At 58.8% G+C, this 17,690-nt stretch carries 15 protein-coding genes; 3 read left to right on the forward strand and 12 right to left on the reverse strand.

Translation table 11 applies throughout. From position 1 onward, the window contains the following. Positions 1–14: 14 nt before the first annotated feature. Together K5E80_RS07405 and K5E80_RS07410 are read right to left on the reverse strand one after the other, a co-directional pair. Positions 15–2,357 carry an efflux RND transporter permease subunit gene (locus tag K5E80_RS07405; protein ID WP_246590848.1) on the reverse strand — a complete coding sequence of 781 codons (2,343 nt, stop codon included), beginning with the start codon at positions 2,355–2,357 and terminating at the stop codon, positions 15–17. 75 nt (positions 2,358–2,432) lie between these two features. Further along, on the reverse strand, positions 2,433–3,509 hold the full coding sequence (locus tag K5E80_RS07410; RefSeq protein WP_220635546.1) for a WD40/YVTN/BNR-like repeat-containing protein: 1,077 nt from the start codon (positions 3,507–3,509) through the stop codon (positions 2,433–2,435). Positions 3,510–4,000: 491 nt separating this feature from the next. Here K5E80_RS07410 and npdG point away from each other — a divergent pair, with 491 nt between their 5' ends. Continuing rightward, positions 4,001–4,678 carry an NADPH-dependent F420 reductase gene (npdG, locus tag K5E80_RS07415; protein WP_220635547.1) on the forward strand — a complete coding sequence of 226 codons (678 nt, stop codon included), beginning with the start codon at positions 4,001–4,003 and terminating at the stop codon, positions 4,676–4,678. 81 nt (positions 4,679–4,759) lie between these two features. On the opposite strand, the gene K5E80_RS07420 is transcribed toward npdG, so the two are convergent. The 8 genes from K5E80_RS07420 to K5E80_RS16930 form a co-directional block, all read right to left on the reverse strand. Next, entirely contained in the window at positions 4,760–5,710 is a 951-nt protein-coding gene (locus K5E80_RS07420; protein WP_220635548.1) for a helix-turn-helix domain-containing protein, read from the reverse strand. A 195-nt stretch (positions 5,711–5,905) separates the two neighbouring features. Beyond that, positions 5,906–7,105 (reverse strand): LeuA family protein, encoded by a 1,200-nt coding sequence (locus tag K5E80_RS07425; protein ID WP_220635549.1) that lies wholly within the window; start codon positions 7,103–7,105, stop codon positions 5,906–5,908. Positions 7,106–7,119: 14 nt separating this feature from the next. Continuing rightward, positions 7,120–7,935: a cyclase family protein gene (locus K5E80_RS07430; protein ID WP_220635550.1), complete on the reverse strand. Its 816-nt coding sequence runs from the start codon at positions 7,933–7,935 to the stop codon at positions 7,120–7,122. Positions 7,936–8,009: 74 nt separating this feature from the next. After that, complete coding sequence (gene cofH / locus K5E80_RS07435; RefSeq protein ID WP_220635551.1) at positions 8,010–10,400, reverse strand: 5-amino-6-(D-ribitylamino)uracil--L-tyrosine 4-hydroxyphenyl transferase CofH; 2,391 nt, start codon at positions 10,398–10,400, stop codon at positions 8,010–8,012. 65 nt (positions 10,401–10,465) lie between these two features. Next, positions 10,466–11,737, reverse strand: coding sequence for a M20/M25/M40 family metallo-hydrolase (locus K5E80_RS07440; protein WP_220635552.1), 1,272 nt, complete (start codon positions 11,735–11,737; stop codon positions 10,466–10,468). Between the two features lie 16 nt (positions 11,738–11,753). Then, positions 11,754–12,674, reverse strand: coding sequence for a fumarylacetoacetate hydrolase family protein (locus K5E80_RS07445; protein WP_220635553.1), 921 nt, complete (start codon positions 12,672–12,674; stop codon positions 11,754–11,756). A gap of 69 nt (positions 12,675–12,743) precedes the next feature. Next, the gene (locus K5E80_RS07450; protein WP_220635554.1) at positions 12,744–13,841 is read right to left on the reverse strand and encodes an LLM class flavin-dependent oxidoreductase; all 1,098 of its coding nucleotides are present in this window, start codon (positions 13,839–13,841) and stop codon (positions 12,744–12,746) included. Between the two features lie 402 nt (positions 13,842–14,243). Beyond that, positions 14,244–14,375, reverse strand: coding sequence for a hypothetical protein (locus K5E80_RS16930; RefSeq protein WP_281420202.1), 132 nt, complete (start codon positions 14,373–14,375; stop codon positions 14,244–14,246). A 25-nt stretch (positions 14,376–14,400) separates the two neighbouring features. On the opposite strand from K5E80_RS16930, the gene K5E80_RS07455 reads away from it, so the two are divergent. Together K5E80_RS07455 and K5E80_RS07460 are read left to right on the forward strand one after the other, a co-directional pair. Beyond that, positions 14,401–15,087 (forward strand): nitroreductase family protein, encoded by a 687-nt coding sequence (locus K5E80_RS07455; protein WP_220635555.1) that lies wholly within the window; start codon positions 14,401–14,403, stop codon positions 15,085–15,087. A 3-nt stretch (positions 15,088–15,090) separates the two neighbouring features. Beyond that, positions 15,091–15,690, forward strand: coding sequence for an antibiotic biosynthesis monooxygenase (locus K5E80_RS07460; RefSeq protein WP_220635556.1), 600 nt, complete (start codon positions 15,091–15,093; stop codon positions 15,688–15,690). A 105-nt stretch (positions 15,691–15,795) separates the two neighbouring features. Here the strand turns inward: K5E80_RS07460 and fdhD are convergent, their stop codons facing one another. Both fdhD and nrfD read right to left on the reverse strand, forming a co-directional pair. After that, positions 15,796–16,752, reverse strand: a complete 957-nt coding sequence (gene fdhD, locus K5E80_RS07465; RefSeq protein ID WP_220635557.1) for a formate dehydrogenase accessory sulfurtransferase FdhD — start codon at positions 16,750–16,752, stop codon at positions 15,796–15,798. A gap of 5 nt (positions 16,753–16,757) precedes the next feature. Further along, entirely contained in the window at positions 16,758–17,678 is a 921-nt protein-coding gene (nrfD, locus tag K5E80_RS07470) for an NrfD/PsrC family molybdoenzyme membrane anchor subunit (protein ID WP_220635558.1), read from the reverse strand. Positions 17,679–17,690: the final 12 nt, after the last annotated feature.

Below are 17,690 nucleotides of genomic sequence, written 5' to 3' on the forward strand. Positions count from 1 at the left end.
ATTCCTCCCTGGATCTACTTCGCTACTCCCAAATCCAGTCTTTCCAACGCGCGAGCTGCGCTCGCGTCAACACCGTTGTCCATTGCTCCATCTTTCTTGCCAAATACAAACTCCGGCTGGAATACGTAGAGAATCGAAGGCATCAGCAGCAGTGCCGAGAGTGTCGATACCGCCAGCCAGATGCTCATCAGCATTGCCATTTCCGCTTGAAAGCGCAGCGATGATACGGACCAAAGCATGACGCTGATGATGAGGACCAGAGCCGTCACGAGAACGCCGGTACCGGTGCTGTGCAATGCAATGGTGATGGCAGTGAGCGCATCCTTGCCAAGCGCCAGTTCCTCCTTGATCCGGTCAGCGATGTAAAAGGAATAATCCACGCCCAGCCCAATGCCCAGGGCGGCCACCGGCACGGTATTGATATTCATGCCGATCCCCATCCATGCCATGACGCTGAAAGTAATGGTGTTGGAGAGAATGACCGGGATCATGAAAACCATGCCCGAAACCGACGAGCGATAGGTCAATGTGCAAAGCAGCACCAGCACGACCAGCGCCAGGGCAATGGCTTCGATCTGCCCCGAAAGGATGATCTCGTTAACCGCGGCCATGACACCGATCACGCCGCCCGCGAGTTGATAAGTCCCTTCGGCCAATGGATTCTTGGCAACGAACTCCTTGATGCGGGCGACCGCGGTGCGTATGGTTTCGCCTTGGCGGTCACGGAAGAACAGCGTCACGGCGCCATTTTTATACTGGTTGTCGACGTAGCGATCAAGGTCGCCGGGTTCGGAAACGGACTCGAACAGGAACATCAGCGATCCGTTGATGGTTTCGGTGGCGCCTAACTCCTGGTAACGCGGGTTGCCTTCGTGAATGATGCGATTGATCGCCGGCACCACGTCGGCTACCGACAGCGTAGCGCCGATCTCCGGCTGTGCGCTCATGAAGCGCTGAAAGCGATTCATGTTGTCCATGACTTCCGCCTTTTTCAGCAGCCCGAGATTTTCGCCGCTGACCACGACGAACATCCGATCGACGCCCTGAAACTTGCTATTGATTGCGGCCGAATCCTGGTTGTAGGCTGAATCCGGCCACAGGATCGGTGATCCCGGATTGGCATCCCCCACTTTAAGCTTGAATGCGTAGAGCCCCGAGACGACGAAGATCAATGCCGCAGCCGCGAGTACGCCATAACGCGCCCGACTCGTGACGATTCTTGCGCATAGCCCGAGGAATGCATGCAGGATCGGTGCAACATTCAGCGGATGGGCGAATCCCTTCGGATGCCGTCCCCAGGACAACAACACAGGGGTCAGCACCACGGCGCTCACCGACAAGGTAAACACCCATACCACCGACAAGACTGTCAGCTTCTGCAACAACGGGATCGGACTCAACGCCACCACCGCCATGCAACCCGCATCGGCAATAACGCCGAGCATGCCCGGCCGAAACATGTCGGATAGCGCCCGGCAGGCTGCCGTCTCGCTACTCTCGTGCCCCGACTCGATGGCTTCCACTTCCTCGTCGAAGCGGTTCACGATCTGCACCGAATGCGATACCGCCCGCGCACTGATGAGCACCGCCACCACAATGACAAGCGGCTCAAAATGGATACCGAACAACTTGGTTACCCCCAGAGCCCAGATCGCGCTGACCAGGCCCGCAATCAGTGGCAGTAGGGTATTGCGCCAGGTCCGATTGAACAGAAACAACAGCGCCACCACCAACAGCAAGGTGGCCAGCACCAGATGCATCGTTTCCGGGAGGAAGTAGTTTACCCAACCATACAGGATGGGGTCGCCAACGATACGAATCTTCACCTTGTCGTCGCGCACCTGGTCGACGAGATGATTGATTTCTCCGAACACCGTTTTGTAGTCGACCTGACGATCGTAAAAGTCGACCGTAATCAGGGTCGCCTTGAGATCCGAGGAGACATAGCTGCCATAAACGAGCGGGTTGCGCAGAACCGCATCGCGCAAGGCGTCGATTTCCTGCTGGTCTTTGGGCAGATCCGGCCACATCAGCGGCTTCGTCTCAATTCCGTCCGTGGACGACTTGATCTCCTTCAGTTTTTTGGATGCCAGGGAAATGATCTGGAACGGGTTGACCGCCGATACCGTGCGCAGCCCGAGGGTCAGCGTACGCACCTTTTCCAGCACCGCCGGCTGGAATATGTCGCCATCCTCGACTTCCACCATGATGGTGACGATATTCGATCCGCCAAACGTATCCTTGAAGCGCTCATGTACTTTCACGTACGGATGCGACGACGGAAGCATGTCGGCAAAGACGGTCTTCACTTCGATATTCACCGCGAAGTAGGTGAGCACCGCAGTGGCAATCGCCAATAAGGAAACTATCCATATCCGCCGCCGAATACAGAATGCCGCAAATTTTTTGACCCAGCCTGACTCAATCATGCATTATCCCTTGCTCTTGAATGCGCGCCAGACGCGCTTATCCCATGCCCCCACACTGGCGCCGGCCATGTAGGTCTGGCCATTCGCTACGATTAGCCGGGTGTGCCAGGCCAGGTTGCGCGCGTCGATGCGCCCCGCCTCCCAGACCTCCGCATTCTTGTCGCCCTGTACCCAGACACCCTGGTTGCCAATTGCCAGCCAGATTTGCTGCGCCTCGTCCCATGCGATATCGAATAGATGCTCGCCCGCTTCTTCAGGGACACGCAGCTTCCCAGAGCCTGCCGCTGAATTGGCGACGTCTCCAGGCGACAGGGTGGCAGGGACCCGTTTCGCCCGGGGCAGCAGTTCCCACGTATTGCCGCCGTTGTGCGTTGCCAGCAGCGATCCTTCCAAACCCACCGCCACACCGTTGGCGGCATCGCGAAACGCTACCGCCATCAGACTGACCTTGACTGGACTCGCCACAGGCTGCCAGGTCTTGCCGCCGTCCGTGGTTTTCATGATCCGCCCGGCTTCGCCCATCAGCCAGCCGTTGTTGGCATCGAGGAACAGCACATCATTCCAGGCAGCGTCCTCCTCATCGCGACGACGCTCCCAGGTCTTTCCATAATCAGTGGTTTCCAGGAGGGCGCCCATTTCACCCACGGCCCAGGCCCGGCCCTCGGGCAGGGCTTTTACCCGCAGCAACTTGTTGGAAATCCTGGAAAGAGGAGCGCTTACCTCGGTCCAGGTGGCGCCACCATCGGCGGTAATGATGACGACGCCCTTGTTGCCGACCGCCACGGCTCGCTTGCTGTCCCAGCTCGCAATGTCCTGCAGATGCTGCCGGGTCGGCGTCGTTTGCAATACCCAGTTCAACCCGTCGTCTTCGCTGCGCACGACCTTCCCGTTGTTGCCGGCAATCCACAGCACCCCTTTGGCCGGCGATGCAATGCCGTAAAACGAGTCGGTGCGCTCGATCGATGGCGGCTGCATCGTCGTGCCCACCGGCTGCGGCTTGATAAACAATCCCACCCATAACAGCGCGGCGATGATCAACCAGGGAATGATCGATAAACCAAACTTGATCAGACGTGCCATGTCAGCCTCTTGTCGCCTCCGGTTGACATCGTGCAAACTGCCTCTGTCATTAGATTTTTCCTAAATCCGCTTCTTCAATTGCCGTGTTCGACACACGGCACCCCATGCCACTTGCGTAAACATTTCCGCAGTTAGTTCGTAGACGCTGTAATACAGGACGACGATCTATTCGGTACCTGCAAACACTGCGATATCCTCTTTCGGGATATTTCTGATTTCGCTGGCAAGTGTGTCGTGTCGTCAATCGCACTTCTTGCTCAGCCACGCATAACCTTTTGACTGCCAATGTAGTCATCAACCTGCTGCATCGGAAAACCGGCATTTCTGGCAGCGACGTCAGCCTGTCCTGGCCACGTTCAACTTCATTGACAATCAATGGCAACGCTCTAGGGGACAAGAACAGTTGGGCCCGCCGGTGTTAGCCTCTAAACAACGGTGCATACACTTTGCAAGCGTTCACCGTACTCGACGGCAAACATTCGGAGGCTCACATGGCAGACAAGAACCCCATACTCACGTTCATCGGTGGCACGGGCGATTTAGGCTCAGGCCTGGCGTGGCGCTTCGCCAAGGCTGGCTACCCCGTTATCATAGGATCGCGCCAGGCGGAGAAGGCAACACAAGCCGCTGCGGAAATGATCAGGCGTGGCCCGCTCGATGTCCGGGGCATGGACAATGCTGCTGCGGCCAGTGCCGGCGATATTGTGTTTATGACGGTTCCGTTCGCCAGCCATGAAGCTACGCTGGCATCGATCACCGCGGCTGTTCAGGGAAAGATTTTCGTGGACTCCACCGTGCCCCTGATGCCACCCAAGATCATGCGCGTGCAACTGCCGGCTGGAGGGTGCGTTGCCAAGCAAACCCAGGAAGCCCTGGGGGAAAACGTCCGGGTCGTCTCGGCATTTCAGAACGTCGCGGCGGCCCACCTTCAGGACGACGGTGCCCACCTTGACGATTGCGATGTGCTGGTGACAGGCAACGATGCCGACGCTCGCGAAGTTGTCGTCAGACTAGCCGCCAAAATCGGCTTCAAGGCCTGGCATGCGGGTAGCATCGACAACTCGGCGGTCGCCGAGGCGTTGACATCGGTGTTGATTTTCATGAACAAGCGCTACGGCATTGACGGCGCCGGCATTCATGTCACAGGAACCCCGACCAAGGCCGGTTAGGCCCGCGTGGCGTTTAAAACAAAAGGACCGCGGCAGAGGTGACACGGATCCTTTTGCTTGCTTCGCCCGATTTCAGACCATCTAGCCCTTGCTGGACTTCGTTCGCAGTTGCCCCGGCGATATCCCGAAACGATCCTTGAAAGCGCGGCTGAAATGCGCGGAATCGTTGAAGCCACGGCGATAAGCAATTTCGCAGATTGTCAGCGAAGCCATGGATGGATCGAGAAGATCCTCGCGACCCGCCTTAAGCCGGCGATCCCATATCCACTTGCTCACGGTCGTGCCGCACTGCTTGAACAATCCATGCAGATGACGCACGGAAACAAAGTTGGCATCGGCAATCCTGGTTGGCGTCAATTCGTGATCGGAAAAATTCTCCTCCAGATAGGAAAGTATCCGGCACAGGCGCGCCGAATGATTTCTTTCAGATTCATCGACTCCGCACTTGCTGCGCGAGCGGACCACGGCCCCAACCAAAGCCAGAAAACTGTCAGCAAGCGTGAACTGCTCGATCTCGGTAAGTTCCTTCCGCTCGTCCTGAGTCAAGGACTTGAGTAGATTGATGATAACCGGCACCAGGCCGCCACCGGAAAACAACGTCGCGCCAAAATCTCGTACTTCCCTTCCGAGGACGCGTTCGTGAAACACGCGATGCGGAATGCGCAGGATGATTTTGCTGCCCCTCTCGGGATAATTCACGCTGTAGGGAATTCCGCCTGGTACGATGGCGATCGAGTCGCGCTCAAGCGTAAATATCTTCTCGCCTTGCGTGATAACCGCAGTTCCTTCGATCTGCACGTGCAGCAAGAGATCGAAAACATGGTCGGCGAGAATATCCTCGTCAAGGCGCGACACGGTAACCGGGTCGCTCTCGATACGATGGATCGTCAAGGTGGCGAGCTTGACGTAGCTGACGGCGTAGTGGTCGAACAACCCCGCATTCTTCTGCGCATGAACACGCACGACCGCGTTGGATACGTCGTCCAAGCGCTGGCCCAACTGCTGGTCTTCCACTGCGAATGGCGTTGCCATTGACATAAGCCGATCTCCTCAAACAGGAGGGGCCGGATTTCAGGCCGATCCTCCAGCAAATCCCACGCCGTCTTTAACTGGCCGAATTGATCGGCTCTTTTTGCTTATTAATCAACCAAGGCCGAGGATGCAATAACTATGGTTACCATAAAAACAGAAACCATACCTTTAGTCAACATCCCGGTAAATACGCAATTACAGCTTGGCGGCCATTTTAGCAAACTCGGCATCGGAGACCAGACGGTGCGCGCGCGTCGCTTGTTCCTTGACGCTGGCCAGCAAAGCTGGAAATCTGTCGGCAGCTACCGCAAGACCAAGTTCCTTGACCTTGATTTCAATATTCGCGAGGCCGCTCTTCTTGCCAAGGACAATGCCACGCTGCGCGGAAACGATCGCCGATGAGTACGGCTCGATGGCATCAGGCATATGAAACTGGGCCGCCACCGCTCCGCTTTCACGCACGAACAAGTCCTCACCAACCACCGGCTTCCAGCGGTCGACCTGATAGCCGCCCGACTTGCGCACCAGTTCCGAAACCTTGCGAGCTTTCGACAGGTCCATCTCGACGGGAACGTCGTAGAGGCATTGCAGCGCCAGCGCAACTTCGCAAATATCGGCATTGCCGGCACGCTCGCCCATTCCGTTGATGGTTCCCTGAATCCAGGTCGCACCGCCACGAACGGCAGCAATCGCCGCTGCGGTGGCCAAGCCGAAGTCATTGTGACCGTGCCAATGAATCGGCACGTCCGGGCCGACCCAGGAGGCCACGTTACGGATAAGGTATTCCACCGCCTCCGGCGCGCAGGCGCCGATGGTATCGACTACCGACACTTCCGCGGCGCCCGCCGCAATTGCCGCCTTGTAGACCTCCGCCAGGAAGCCCAGGTCTGAGCGCGTGCTGTCAACCGGGAAGAAGTTCACCCGCATACCGTGAGCGCGGGCGTGTTTTATGGCATCGGTCAGGCGTTCGATCACCGATTCACGGCTGAAGCCGTAGGCCTTCATCTTCTGTTCGCTGGTGGCGATCTCAATCAGCACCGCGGTCGTTCCCAGCTCGATATGGGCGTCAATGTCGGCTTTCACCGCGCGAGAAAAGCCCCAAATCTCCGAAGCAAATTTGGCGGCAAGAATGCGCCGTACCGCCTCGGTATCCTCGTCGGAAACTCTCGGGAAACCGGACTCTATGCGGCCAACGCCGAGTTCGTCGAGACCGCGGGCAATGGCAAATTTGGCGTCTGCCGAAAAGACGACACCAACGGCCTGTTCCCCGTCACGCAACGTCGTATCGTAAAAGCGGACGGTCTTGCTTCGGTCGAAACCATCCTGCACTTCCGGCCGATTGTTGATGTCGCCGGTCCAGATCAGTGCGGGGGAAATCGTACTATTGCTTGTCATGTTGTCACCTCGGCTTAAGCAATCGCTATCGGCCTGACCAGCGATGCCTCGCCGCCCTTGATCTTCAGCGGCAGCACGACCACCGTGCTGGTGTAGTGCTTGTCGGCGGCCAGGGTTTCCAGGGTCAGGCTCTTCATGACATAAATGCCGGCCTCGACCAGGATGATACGGTGGCTGGCGAAGGGCGCCGGAACACCCAGCGACAGATTGTCGGTACCCACCAGTTTGGGCTTGCGCGCCACGATCCAATGCGCCGCGGCATCGCTGAGGCCCGCCCACTTGTTCAGGTAGGCATCGCGATCCGTTTCGAAGAAACGGGCATAGCCGGTTCGCACCAGAATGCAGTCGCCTTCCTGAATGAGCACGCCCTGTCTTGACGCCGCGCCTTCAAGATCCTCCGGGGTGATGGCATAGCGCTCGGGCAGGATGTCCAAACCCTTGTAGGCGGGAATATCGAGCAGTACCGCGCGCAACAGCAGCGGTGGCACCTTTTCCAGGCTGTGCAGGGGCTCGGGCAGTTTTGTAAAACCGGTGTCGCGCTGATAGGGTGTGACATCGATCCCCATCACCTTGTTGTTTTGCGACATGTGGATCGGCAAGTCGAAATGGGTGCCGGCATGCATGGATGTGACGAGGAGGCTGATGGCGTCCGAAAATCCCGGCTCGATACCCATCTCGTCAAACGACTTGCGCACATACTCATGATAGCGATAGAGGAAGAACTGGAACGGCGGATCAAAGGGGTGCACCGGCATCGCTGGCCAATAGGCCTGACCGAGGTCATAAACCTTTGCCTTCGACAGTATGTCAAATAGTGCTTGACCGCTCATTTAGCTACTCCTCGAATGGTAGTGTTCAAATCCAGCGCCAGTCACACAACCGGCAAAATATAGGTATGCCAATTTCACGCATGCTCAACCACCGCAAATAGTTTGCGACCTGGCTCGGGAAGATACTTGCGGCGCGCCACCGAGCCATACAGCGTGTTGCGCTGAACGGGAACACGATTGATCGAGCGGATCATTCCTTCCAGTTCCTCGGGCATCATTTCCTGTCCGTGCCGGGCGCCGGCCGCGCGACCGATGCTCTCGCTCATCAGGGTTCCGCCCACGTCGTTTGCGCCGGCTTGAAGGCTGGAGAGAACTCCTTCGCGTCCCATCTTTACCCACGAGGTCTGGATGTTGCCGATGAGCGGGTGCAGCACCAGGCGCGCCACCGCATGCAGCAGCACGGCCTCGCGGAAGGTTGGTCCACGCCGCGCCTTGCCGCGCCGGTAGAGCGGCGATTGCATGTGCACAAACGGCAGCGGCACAAATTCGGTGAAGCCGCCGGTTTCTTCCTGCAAGTCCCGCACGATCAGGAGGTGCCGCGCCCAATGTACCGGCTGCTCGATATGGCCATACATGATGGTTGCCGTGCTCTTCAAGCCGACACCGTGGGCAGTGCGCATCACCTCGGCCCATTGCGCCACCGTCACTTTGTCGGGACACAACACCTTGCGCACTTCGTCATCCAGAATCTCCGCAGCGGTTCCGGGTAGCGAACCCAAACCGGCCGCCTTCAGTTCGGCGAGATAGTCGCGCAATGACAGTCCGAGCGTGGCGGCACCCTGCCAAACTTCCAGCGGCGAAAATGCATGGATGTGGATTTTTGGCCGGACAGCCTTGATCGCCTTGCAGATGTCAAGATAGGTCTGCCCGGTGTAGCTGGGATGGATTCCCCCGGTCAGACAGACTTCGATTGCCCCGCGATCCCAGGCATTGGCTGCCCTGGATTGGATCTCGTCCAGCGAAAAATTATAAGCGGCGCCGCGGAATTCCTCGGTCGTCTTGCCCTTGGAGAAGGCGCAGAAGCTGCACTTGTAGGAGCAGATATTGGTGTAGTTGATATTGCAGTTCTGGATGTAGCTGACCGCGCTGCCCTTCGCCGCGACGCGCAGTTCGTCGGCCGCCGCACAGACGATGCGGAACTCGCCGGCGCGCACGTCAAAGAGCCGCTCAACCTCGCGCTCCGAAAGGCGCCCTCCGCGTGCAGCCTTTTCCACCGAACGATAGGTTTCGCTGCCAAGAAAATGATGCAGATGCGTCGGCTGCGGCAGAGTCGGCATTTTGGGCGGCGGACTGTTCTCTCCCGGCGACCAGCTATCGGTGCGCGGAAAACCGCTGGCATCGGCGCGCATGCGCACCGCCTGCTGAAGTTCGGGATCAACCCATTCCTCCACTTGCTGCACCAGCTTCGGATACAGGGGCAGTCGCGGCACGAGGGTCTTGCCGGCAATCTCGGTTTCCCGCGCCAAAAGATGCAAATGGGGCCATGGCGCCTCTGGATTTACATAATCCGGGGTCACCGGCGAGATGCCACCCAAATCGTTGATGCCCGCATTGATCAGGGCGCTCAAGTAATGCGGCGACAGGTTGGGGGGAGCCTGGATATTGGCTTTCGCACCGAAAATGATGCGTGCGACGGCGATGGTCCAGCACAGGTCCTCGATGGACGGCTCGGCAGCACCAGACATCCTGGTGTTCGGCTTGCGGCGGAAGTTTTGAATAATGATTTCCTGGATGTGGCCGTATTCGTCGTTCAGATCCCGTAGCGCCAGCAACGCCTCGATACGGTCGCGGCGCGACTCGCCGATGCCAATCAGTATTCCGGAGGTAAATGGAATTTTCAGCCGACCGGCCGCTGCCGTCATCTCAAGCCGCGCTGCCGGCAGCTTGTCGGGAGAACCGTAGTGCGGCCCTCCCACATCGCATAAATGTTGTGCGGTGCTTTCGAGCATCAGCCCTTGTGAGACGGAAACCGCGCGCAGGGCCTGCAGTTCCGGAACGCTCATCACCCCGGCATTCACATGCGGCAGCAGCCCCGTTTCCCGATGGACCAGTTCAGCCATGGCGGCAAGATAGGAGATCGTCGTCTCGTGGCCGAGAACAGCAAGCGCATCGCGCGCGGCTCCATAGCGCAGTTCCGGCTTGTCACCCAGCGTGAACAGGGCCTCATGGCAACCGGCGCGCACACCGGCCCGCGCAATATTGAGCACCTGGTCGGGTGTCAGATATGGCGCGATCTTGTCATCCGGTGTCTTGGCAAACGTGCAGTAATGACAGACATTCCGGCATAACTGCGTGAGCGGAATGAAAACCTTTGGCGAATAGGTGACCACCGAACCGTGTTCGCTATCCCTTAACGCCACAGCGCTTGACTGGAGCGCCACCAGTTTGCGGCAGTCAGCCAGCTCCAGCGCAGTTGCGGCGTCGGCCCGGCCCGCCTCGAGAAGTCTGTCGGTCAGAATACTCATCGCCCCTATCTCTCCACGTTTACAAACATTCCGCTTCCGAGCTTCGTCCTGAGGCCTGGCCTACCTTACTCGACCACACCGCACATGTTCATCATCACTTCGATGTAGACGCGAACGATGTCCATCATGTCGCCGATATGCGTATGCTCGCCCTGCGCCGTGGAGAAACCGCCGCCACCGGTACGGATGCGGCCTGCAGAACCATAGTTAACGGTGGGGATACCGTACCGGTTCATGTGGGCAGCATCGCTGTACCAGGTTTCGATGCCCATCTCGGGCGCCTTGCCCAACTGGTTCGAGTGCGCGCTGATGATGTTCTGCACCAGTTCGTGATCGTCCGGAATGGAAGTTCCCGGCGCGGAGAGGAAAATTTCGGCCTTGGTGCCTTCCAGGCGGGAATCGGCCTTGACCACGCTCTTGATGACACTGCGCACCTCGTTGAAGGCCGCCACCGGCAAGACACCGGGAATCGTGCGCACATCGAGATAGATCACGCAGTTGTCCGGTGTGCGGGCACCACGCCAGGGCCAGCCGCCTTCAATGGCGGAGACATTGACGCGCGGCTGGAAATCGCCGATGGCGTTGCGTTTGCAGTAATCCGGAATCCAATCGTGAATTGCATCGAGCACCACACGCGCCTTGTTGATGGCGTTGCGGTCGACCTCCGACCAGGCGGTGTGGATCAGGTGGCCAGGCACCGTGATCTTGACCCAGGTCGTGCCGCAGTGGCGCGGGATCAGCATCATGTTGGTGGGTTCGCCGAGGATGCAGTAGTCGGCCACGGCACCGTGGGTAATGGCGTATTTGGTCCCGACGCCATAACCCTGATACTGGCGACCCTCGTATTCATTGACAGGCGCCTTCTCGATCTCACCGGCAACGGCGGCAATGACAACGTCGCCACCAAGCTTGATGCCGGCCTTGCGAATCGCTTCGACGGCGGTAACGTAATTGGCCAGGGCGAACTTCATGTTGAAGGAGCCCATGCCATAGATCCACTCGTTGTCGACCAGCGTGCCCTTGCATTGATAGCCGATGCCGCGATGAGCCTGCTCGGGACCAAACGAGGTGTCGAGGTGGCCGTTGAACATGAGAGACTTGCCGCCACCCTGGCCCTGCAGGCGGCCAATGGCGTTATAGCGCTCGTCGCCAATGGGCTGCAGCGTGGCATCGAAGCCGGAACCCTTGAGTACTTCGTGATAGGCGCGCGCGACATCACCCTCGAAGCCGGTCGGGCTGGGAATATTGGTCAAATCAATCGTCAGATTGACCAAACGTTCACGATCGATCAGATCGGTCGCCTTTTTGACGAGATCGCAATTTACCTTGTTTGCCATGTTTTCCTCGTGCGGATTATTCGACGATGAAGGTCGTCAGCGTGCCGAGCTTTTCGACGTTGCAGTCGATACGGTCGCCATTCTTCAGATACTGGGGATCCTTGCGGCCAGCGATGACGCCGGGAGGGCTGCCGGAGGTAATGAGATCGCCCGGTTCCAGCGTAGTGTTTGACCACCAGGAGACCATGTCGGCGATCTTGTAGATGACATTGCCGGTGTTCGAGGTCTGGCGCTCTTCGCCGTTCAGCGTCAGCAGCATGCCGAGATTGTTGACGTCGCCCACTTCATCCAGCGTCACCAGATAAGGGCCGAGCGGGCAGGAACCGTCGAAGCTCTTGCCCAGCAGGATGACCTTGTTCGAATGCTCGCGCGCCTGGATATCACGCGCCGAGAGGTCATTGAAAATTGTCAGGCCGGCGACATAGTCCAGCGCCTCTTCGGCAGAAACACGAAAGGCCTTCTTGCCGATGATGATGCCAACTTCGATCTCATAGTCGAGTTGCTTGGTGAAGTGCGGCACCTTGACCGAAGCGTTGGTCGGCACGACACTGGACGGCGCCTCGAGGAAGCCGGTGGGGTGTTCGAAATGAAAATTGCCCCAGTTGTGCGACTGCCACTCGGGTTCCTTCCAGGTGCTCAACTCGTTGAGGTGGGCCGGGAAATTGCATGATGTATGCATTATCTTGCCAGGGCGGGGTACCGGCGCCTGCAGATCGACATCGGCGGGAGGAATGACGTTGGACTGTCCCAGGGCAGCCTTTGCCGACAGTGCGCGAGCTCTTGCCATTGCGCTTTCGCCCAGCTCCAGGAAGGAAATCATCACGTTCGGCAACTCGCCGTTCGTTGCCCCATGAAGATCGAGGATACCGCCGTCGGCCAGCACTACGCCTATCGTGGCCTTGCCGCTCGACTTGATCTTAAAACTTGCCAGTTTCATATTCGCCTCTCTGTTGTATTGATGGCACCGCGCGCCTGGCACGCGGTGCATGCAGCGCAGCCCTATTCCTCAGGCCGTGACAGCAGGTCCGGGCTTGAGCCTGGGCAGGACTTCCGCGCCCATCAGGCGGATGGTTTCGAGATTGTCTTCGGTGGTGTTGCCGACCACTTCCAGCAGCGGCAGGTTCAGACCGGAATCGATCAGTTCCTGGACTATTTCCAGGCACTCTGCCGGCGTGCCGGAGATGACCGTGAAACGACGCATCATTTCGTCGGTGACCAGGTGGGTGACATTGTCCTGGGTGCCTTCGGCGATGGCCTTGCGGAACGGGTCCCACGAACTGTCCGGCAGACCCGAACCAGCCAGAATCACGTCATTCTTGATGTTGCGGATCTTGTTGACGATGTAGGTGCCGGTGTAGCTGCGCGTTGCATTGCGGGCCTTGGCGCCATCGCGCGAGCAGGCGCAGAGGATCACACCGCCGACCGGGAAACTGTCGGGCAGGGTGCGATTGACCTTGGCCGCGCCTTCCTTCATGTTGTTGATGGCGTACTTGACGAAGGCCGGGGAGGTCAGGCCGGCGAGCAGCATGCCGTCGCTTTCCCTGCCGGAGAGCTTCTGCATGAAGGGGCCGGTGGCGCCGACGTAGATCGGTATTTCGGTACGCAGGCCCTTGGCAGCACGATCAAACGCGGGCATCGACGACTTGTAGTACTTGCCTTCGTAGGAATACTTTTTGCCGCTGAAGACGTGGCGCATGATATCGATCGACTCATGATGTACCGCAACCGGGCGCATTTTTTCGATGTCATACTCAAGGTACTCGATGCCGACCTTGCCGACCCCGATGCCCATGACGAAACGGCCGTTGGACAATTCGTCGATCCCGGCGGCTTCCGACGCCTGGATGGTCGGGTGACGCATGTAGGGGGAAGTAATGCCAAGGCCGACCGGGATCGTCCTGGTCGCCTGGGCAACAACTGCGAGCGTCGTGAAGCAGCCACGCGCTTCCAGACCGTATTGGCGGAACCAGTGGTAGGCTTCAGCGATCCAGAAGCCGCCGGTAAAACCTGAGGCTTCGGTCTGTTCGGCATAGGCACGAATCGCCGACAGCGGTTCGTAGGACTTGAAAATAATACCCATCTTGGGCTGTACGGTCTTGGTCATTTAGCTTGCTCCCGCAAAAAAGAATTTTCACTCACAAAAAAAGATCGGGCCGAATGCCCCTAACAGCATCGAACTAAGGTACATCGTAATAGGCACCCGCCATAGAGTCTTGCCCGGCGAGGCGGGAGCAATTGACCAACAGCGCAAACCAGGCGGCAGCAAATCGACGGCCATGGGTGTTCTCTTAAGCTTGCACGCTGAGACAAACGGCCGAGCCTATCTGTGCAAGACCCCGGCGCACACAAGACGTATCTTTTCGCTTGCCGCAACCCCTTCCACCGACGTCCCAGAGGAAGAACATGAAGAGAATCCGCAAACTCCTCATCGACAATAGCAGTGGAATTGCCATCCGCATAATGCGCGCTGCCACCGAACCCCTGGACACAACGCGGAAGCTTGCCGCTAGTGGGCCGTGCCGGCGATGTCGCGCTCCTGCCCATGCCGGTGTTCTTCTACGGCCTGTGCCAGCACAGCGGAATCACGGTGGAACTCGATCGGGGAAAGACACAAGATCGACGCCAAGGATTTGCTCATTGAACTCAACTGACGAGGCACGCGCTTGAACACCCATCTGCACCTCCAAGAATACGCAGCTGACCGCGGCGCCACAGCGCCCGACTATGCGGCCATTGCAGCAGTACTTGAGGGGCGGCGCTCGATTCGGCGCTACCAGGCCGCTGCCGTGCCGCGCCATCTGATCGACACGCTGCTGCAAGTCGCGGTAAGCGCCCCGTCGGCCCATAACCGACAACCCTGGCGCTTTCGGGTCATCGTCGACGCAAACGAGAAAGTCCGCCTTGCGGACGCCATGGGCGAGCAACTGCGTCTTGACCGCCTTGCGGACGGCGACGCCCTGGAACTGGTCGCCGCGGATGTCGCGCGCTCGCGACTACGCATCACCAGTGCGCCGGCCGTAGTCGTCGTTTGCCTGTCCGCGGAGGACATGGACCGCTATCCGGACCCATCCCGTCGCCAGGCCGAGTACCTGATGGCCGTGCAAAGCGTCGCCATGGCCGGCCAGAATCTCCTGCTCGCCGCCCATGCTGCGGGACTGGGCGCCTGTTGGGTATGCGCGCCGCTGTTCTGTCCGAATGTCGTGCGCGACGTCCTTGGACTGCCTCCAACATGGGAGCCGCAAGGCATGGTGACGCTCGGCTATCCGGCGCATGCGGGCAAGCCACCTGTCCGCCGCCCCCTCGACGGTTTGTGCCTGCCGCTCTCTTCACTTCCTTCCGGCGGAATATGACTAATGACTGTAGAAGACGCGACGCATAAATTCATCGTTCCCAATCATGCGCCATCAAGCCCGCCCGAACACGTGTTTTTTGTCGTGCGCCACAAGGTGAAGGCCGGGGCACAAGACGCTTACGAGAATTGGACGCGGCGCACCATGAAGGTGGCAGCCCGCTTTCCCGGACATTTGGGTGTCCGGATCATGCGCCCGCCCTCCGGGCAGAACGAGTATGTGATTTCCGTGCGCTTCGAAAGCCATGGTGACGCGGGTCACTGGTACCGCTCTAAGGAGCGCCGCGCCTTGATGGACGAAATGGACAGCCTGCTCGATAGTAGCGAACAGATCGATGTCGTCAGCGGGATCGACTACTGGTTCACACCCGCATCGAGTGTCACGCCGCCGCGCTGGAAACAATGGTTGCTGACGACAACCGTTATCTGGCCGCTGACGGTGGTCGTGCCACCGATACTGCAACCGGCGTTCGACCTCTGGCCGCTACTCGGCTTGTCGGGCGTTCGCCACGGCTTGATTGCCGCCGCCATGGTCGCGCTTGTCACCTACGTCATCATGCCGCGCTACACAAGGCTGTTCGCGCAATGGCTTTACAAAAAATAGATTGACCGGACCCGGACTTTTCGCTGCCCGGCTCCATTCCGTCATATCGCGGAAAACCAAGCCGATCTGCCTTCGTTGATGGCGCCTTAAGGCAGGCAAGACATATCACGCCAGGAAGGAGTTTCCTGCCCGGGCGACGATCCGGTGAGGATGCGTATATATCTTGGCGCTGTCGCCGCGCACGAAGCCGCCGAGAGTGATGCCGAAGCGGTCGGCCATTTCGATCGCCAGCGATGACGGCGCAGAAATCGCAGCGACCAGTTCGAAACCCGCGCGCGCAGATTTTGCCACCATCTCATAACTGACGCGACTGGAAATAAAAACCCCGCAGCCGGCAAAACCCAAATCACTCAGAAAACGGTAGCCGATGACCTTGTCGAGCGCATTGTGCCGGCCCAAATCCTCGGCGACCGCCACCACCATCAGATCGGAGTCAAACACCGCCGCACCGTGCGTTCCGCCGGTTTGGCCGAAGATGCCCTGATGACGATGCATCGCCTCCCGCACCCCAGCGAAATCGGCAACCGACATGCGCAGGGTATCCGGCACCGGCGGCGTGCAGGCAAAGCGACTTGCCAACTGCTCGCGTCCGCCGCAAATGCCGCAAGAACTGTTCATGACCACATTGCGACGGCGTACTGCAACACCCGACGGATGGGTCAGGCGCATCCGCACAACATCCGGCCGCTCAGGACAGACCGCCATGTTGGCAATATCAGCGAGCGAGTCGACGATGCCTTCCGTAAAGGCGAATCCGGCCGCCAGAGCCAACGATTCCGGCACGCCTCCCTCTCCCAGGATGCCATCCTCGATGGTGTAGCCTATTGCAGAGGTATTGTCCTCGGTGGGCGTCCACATCAACGCATAGGTGCCGATCTCCTCTATCTCGACCGTCAGGACATCCTCGTGGACCACATGACATTCGACCGAGCAACAGCCGGCGCCATCGGCGGTCAATTGCTCCGCCGCCTTGGTCTTGATACCAAAACTCCGTGCGAAAGACTCGATCACACCCACAAAGGTATTCCTTTCTCCTGATGCGGCGCTGAGTCTGAAGTTCATGCCCCTTACCTCGCGGAGGGCAAACCAATGCTTCCCGCAAGATCGTGGCTAATCGGCTCGAACACAGCTGCCTTGAACATGAGCATGCGAAAATTGAAGAAGCCGACCAGCATCGCCAGCAGGGCAAGCAATTCCACCAGCCGCGATGTACCTGCGGCGGCAAGAAGCACCGCCGGAAACACTATGCCAAGAATCAGCACCAGATTGCGGAATCTGGCCGCGTACTCGCCTCTCATCAGCAGATCAACTGAAAAGGCGCCGCCCTTGGACTTGCTCCTGGCGCGGACCAGAATGCCGACCACAACGGCCAGATCGACCAGAAGCATCGTCAGCGCCAGTGTCAATAGCGTAGCCCGCTGCTCCTCGCCCAGTACACCCCACCCCACGGCCAGCGTCGCCAAGGCTCCTGCGGTCAGCGCGTAGCAGAAGCTCGATAACGGCACCAGTGGGCTGGCCCACAGCGTGAATGCCTCGGAGTCGGACATGGCCATGCCCTGGTAGCACATCACCAGCACGGCACCTATCACCGCCAGGTAGCTGACCGCATGGCCCAGCGCGGCGGGCAAACCGAAGGTCGCCTCGAGACCGATGCTGCGATCGACGACGTGCAGCACACCAAATCCGATCAGTATGCCAATAGAGATGACGCCGCGACTGATCCAGGAACGATCCGGGCGCAGAATCGCCCGCCATGACCTGTCTGGCACACCCATGTGGGCCAGGTGGAAGTAAGGCTTGAGCGTGCCCGTGATGGCCAACCCGAGAATCATGCCCCAAAGCAGGTTGAAATAGAACGACACCAGAAATAGTCCCGTACCGACTTCTGCGGAGAAGAAGGCAATGGCCATCGAGGTATCCCAATAGCGTTGGAAGCGGTAACCCAGTTTGAAGGAGTTGCCGACCATGCCAGTACTTGTTTGTATCATCGTCGTACCACC

The organism is Georgfuchsia toluolica (assembly GCF_907163265.1).
Lineage (GTDB): Bacteria > Pseudomonadota > Gammaproteobacteria > Burkholderiales > Rhodocyclaceae > Georgfuchsia > Georgfuchsia toluolica.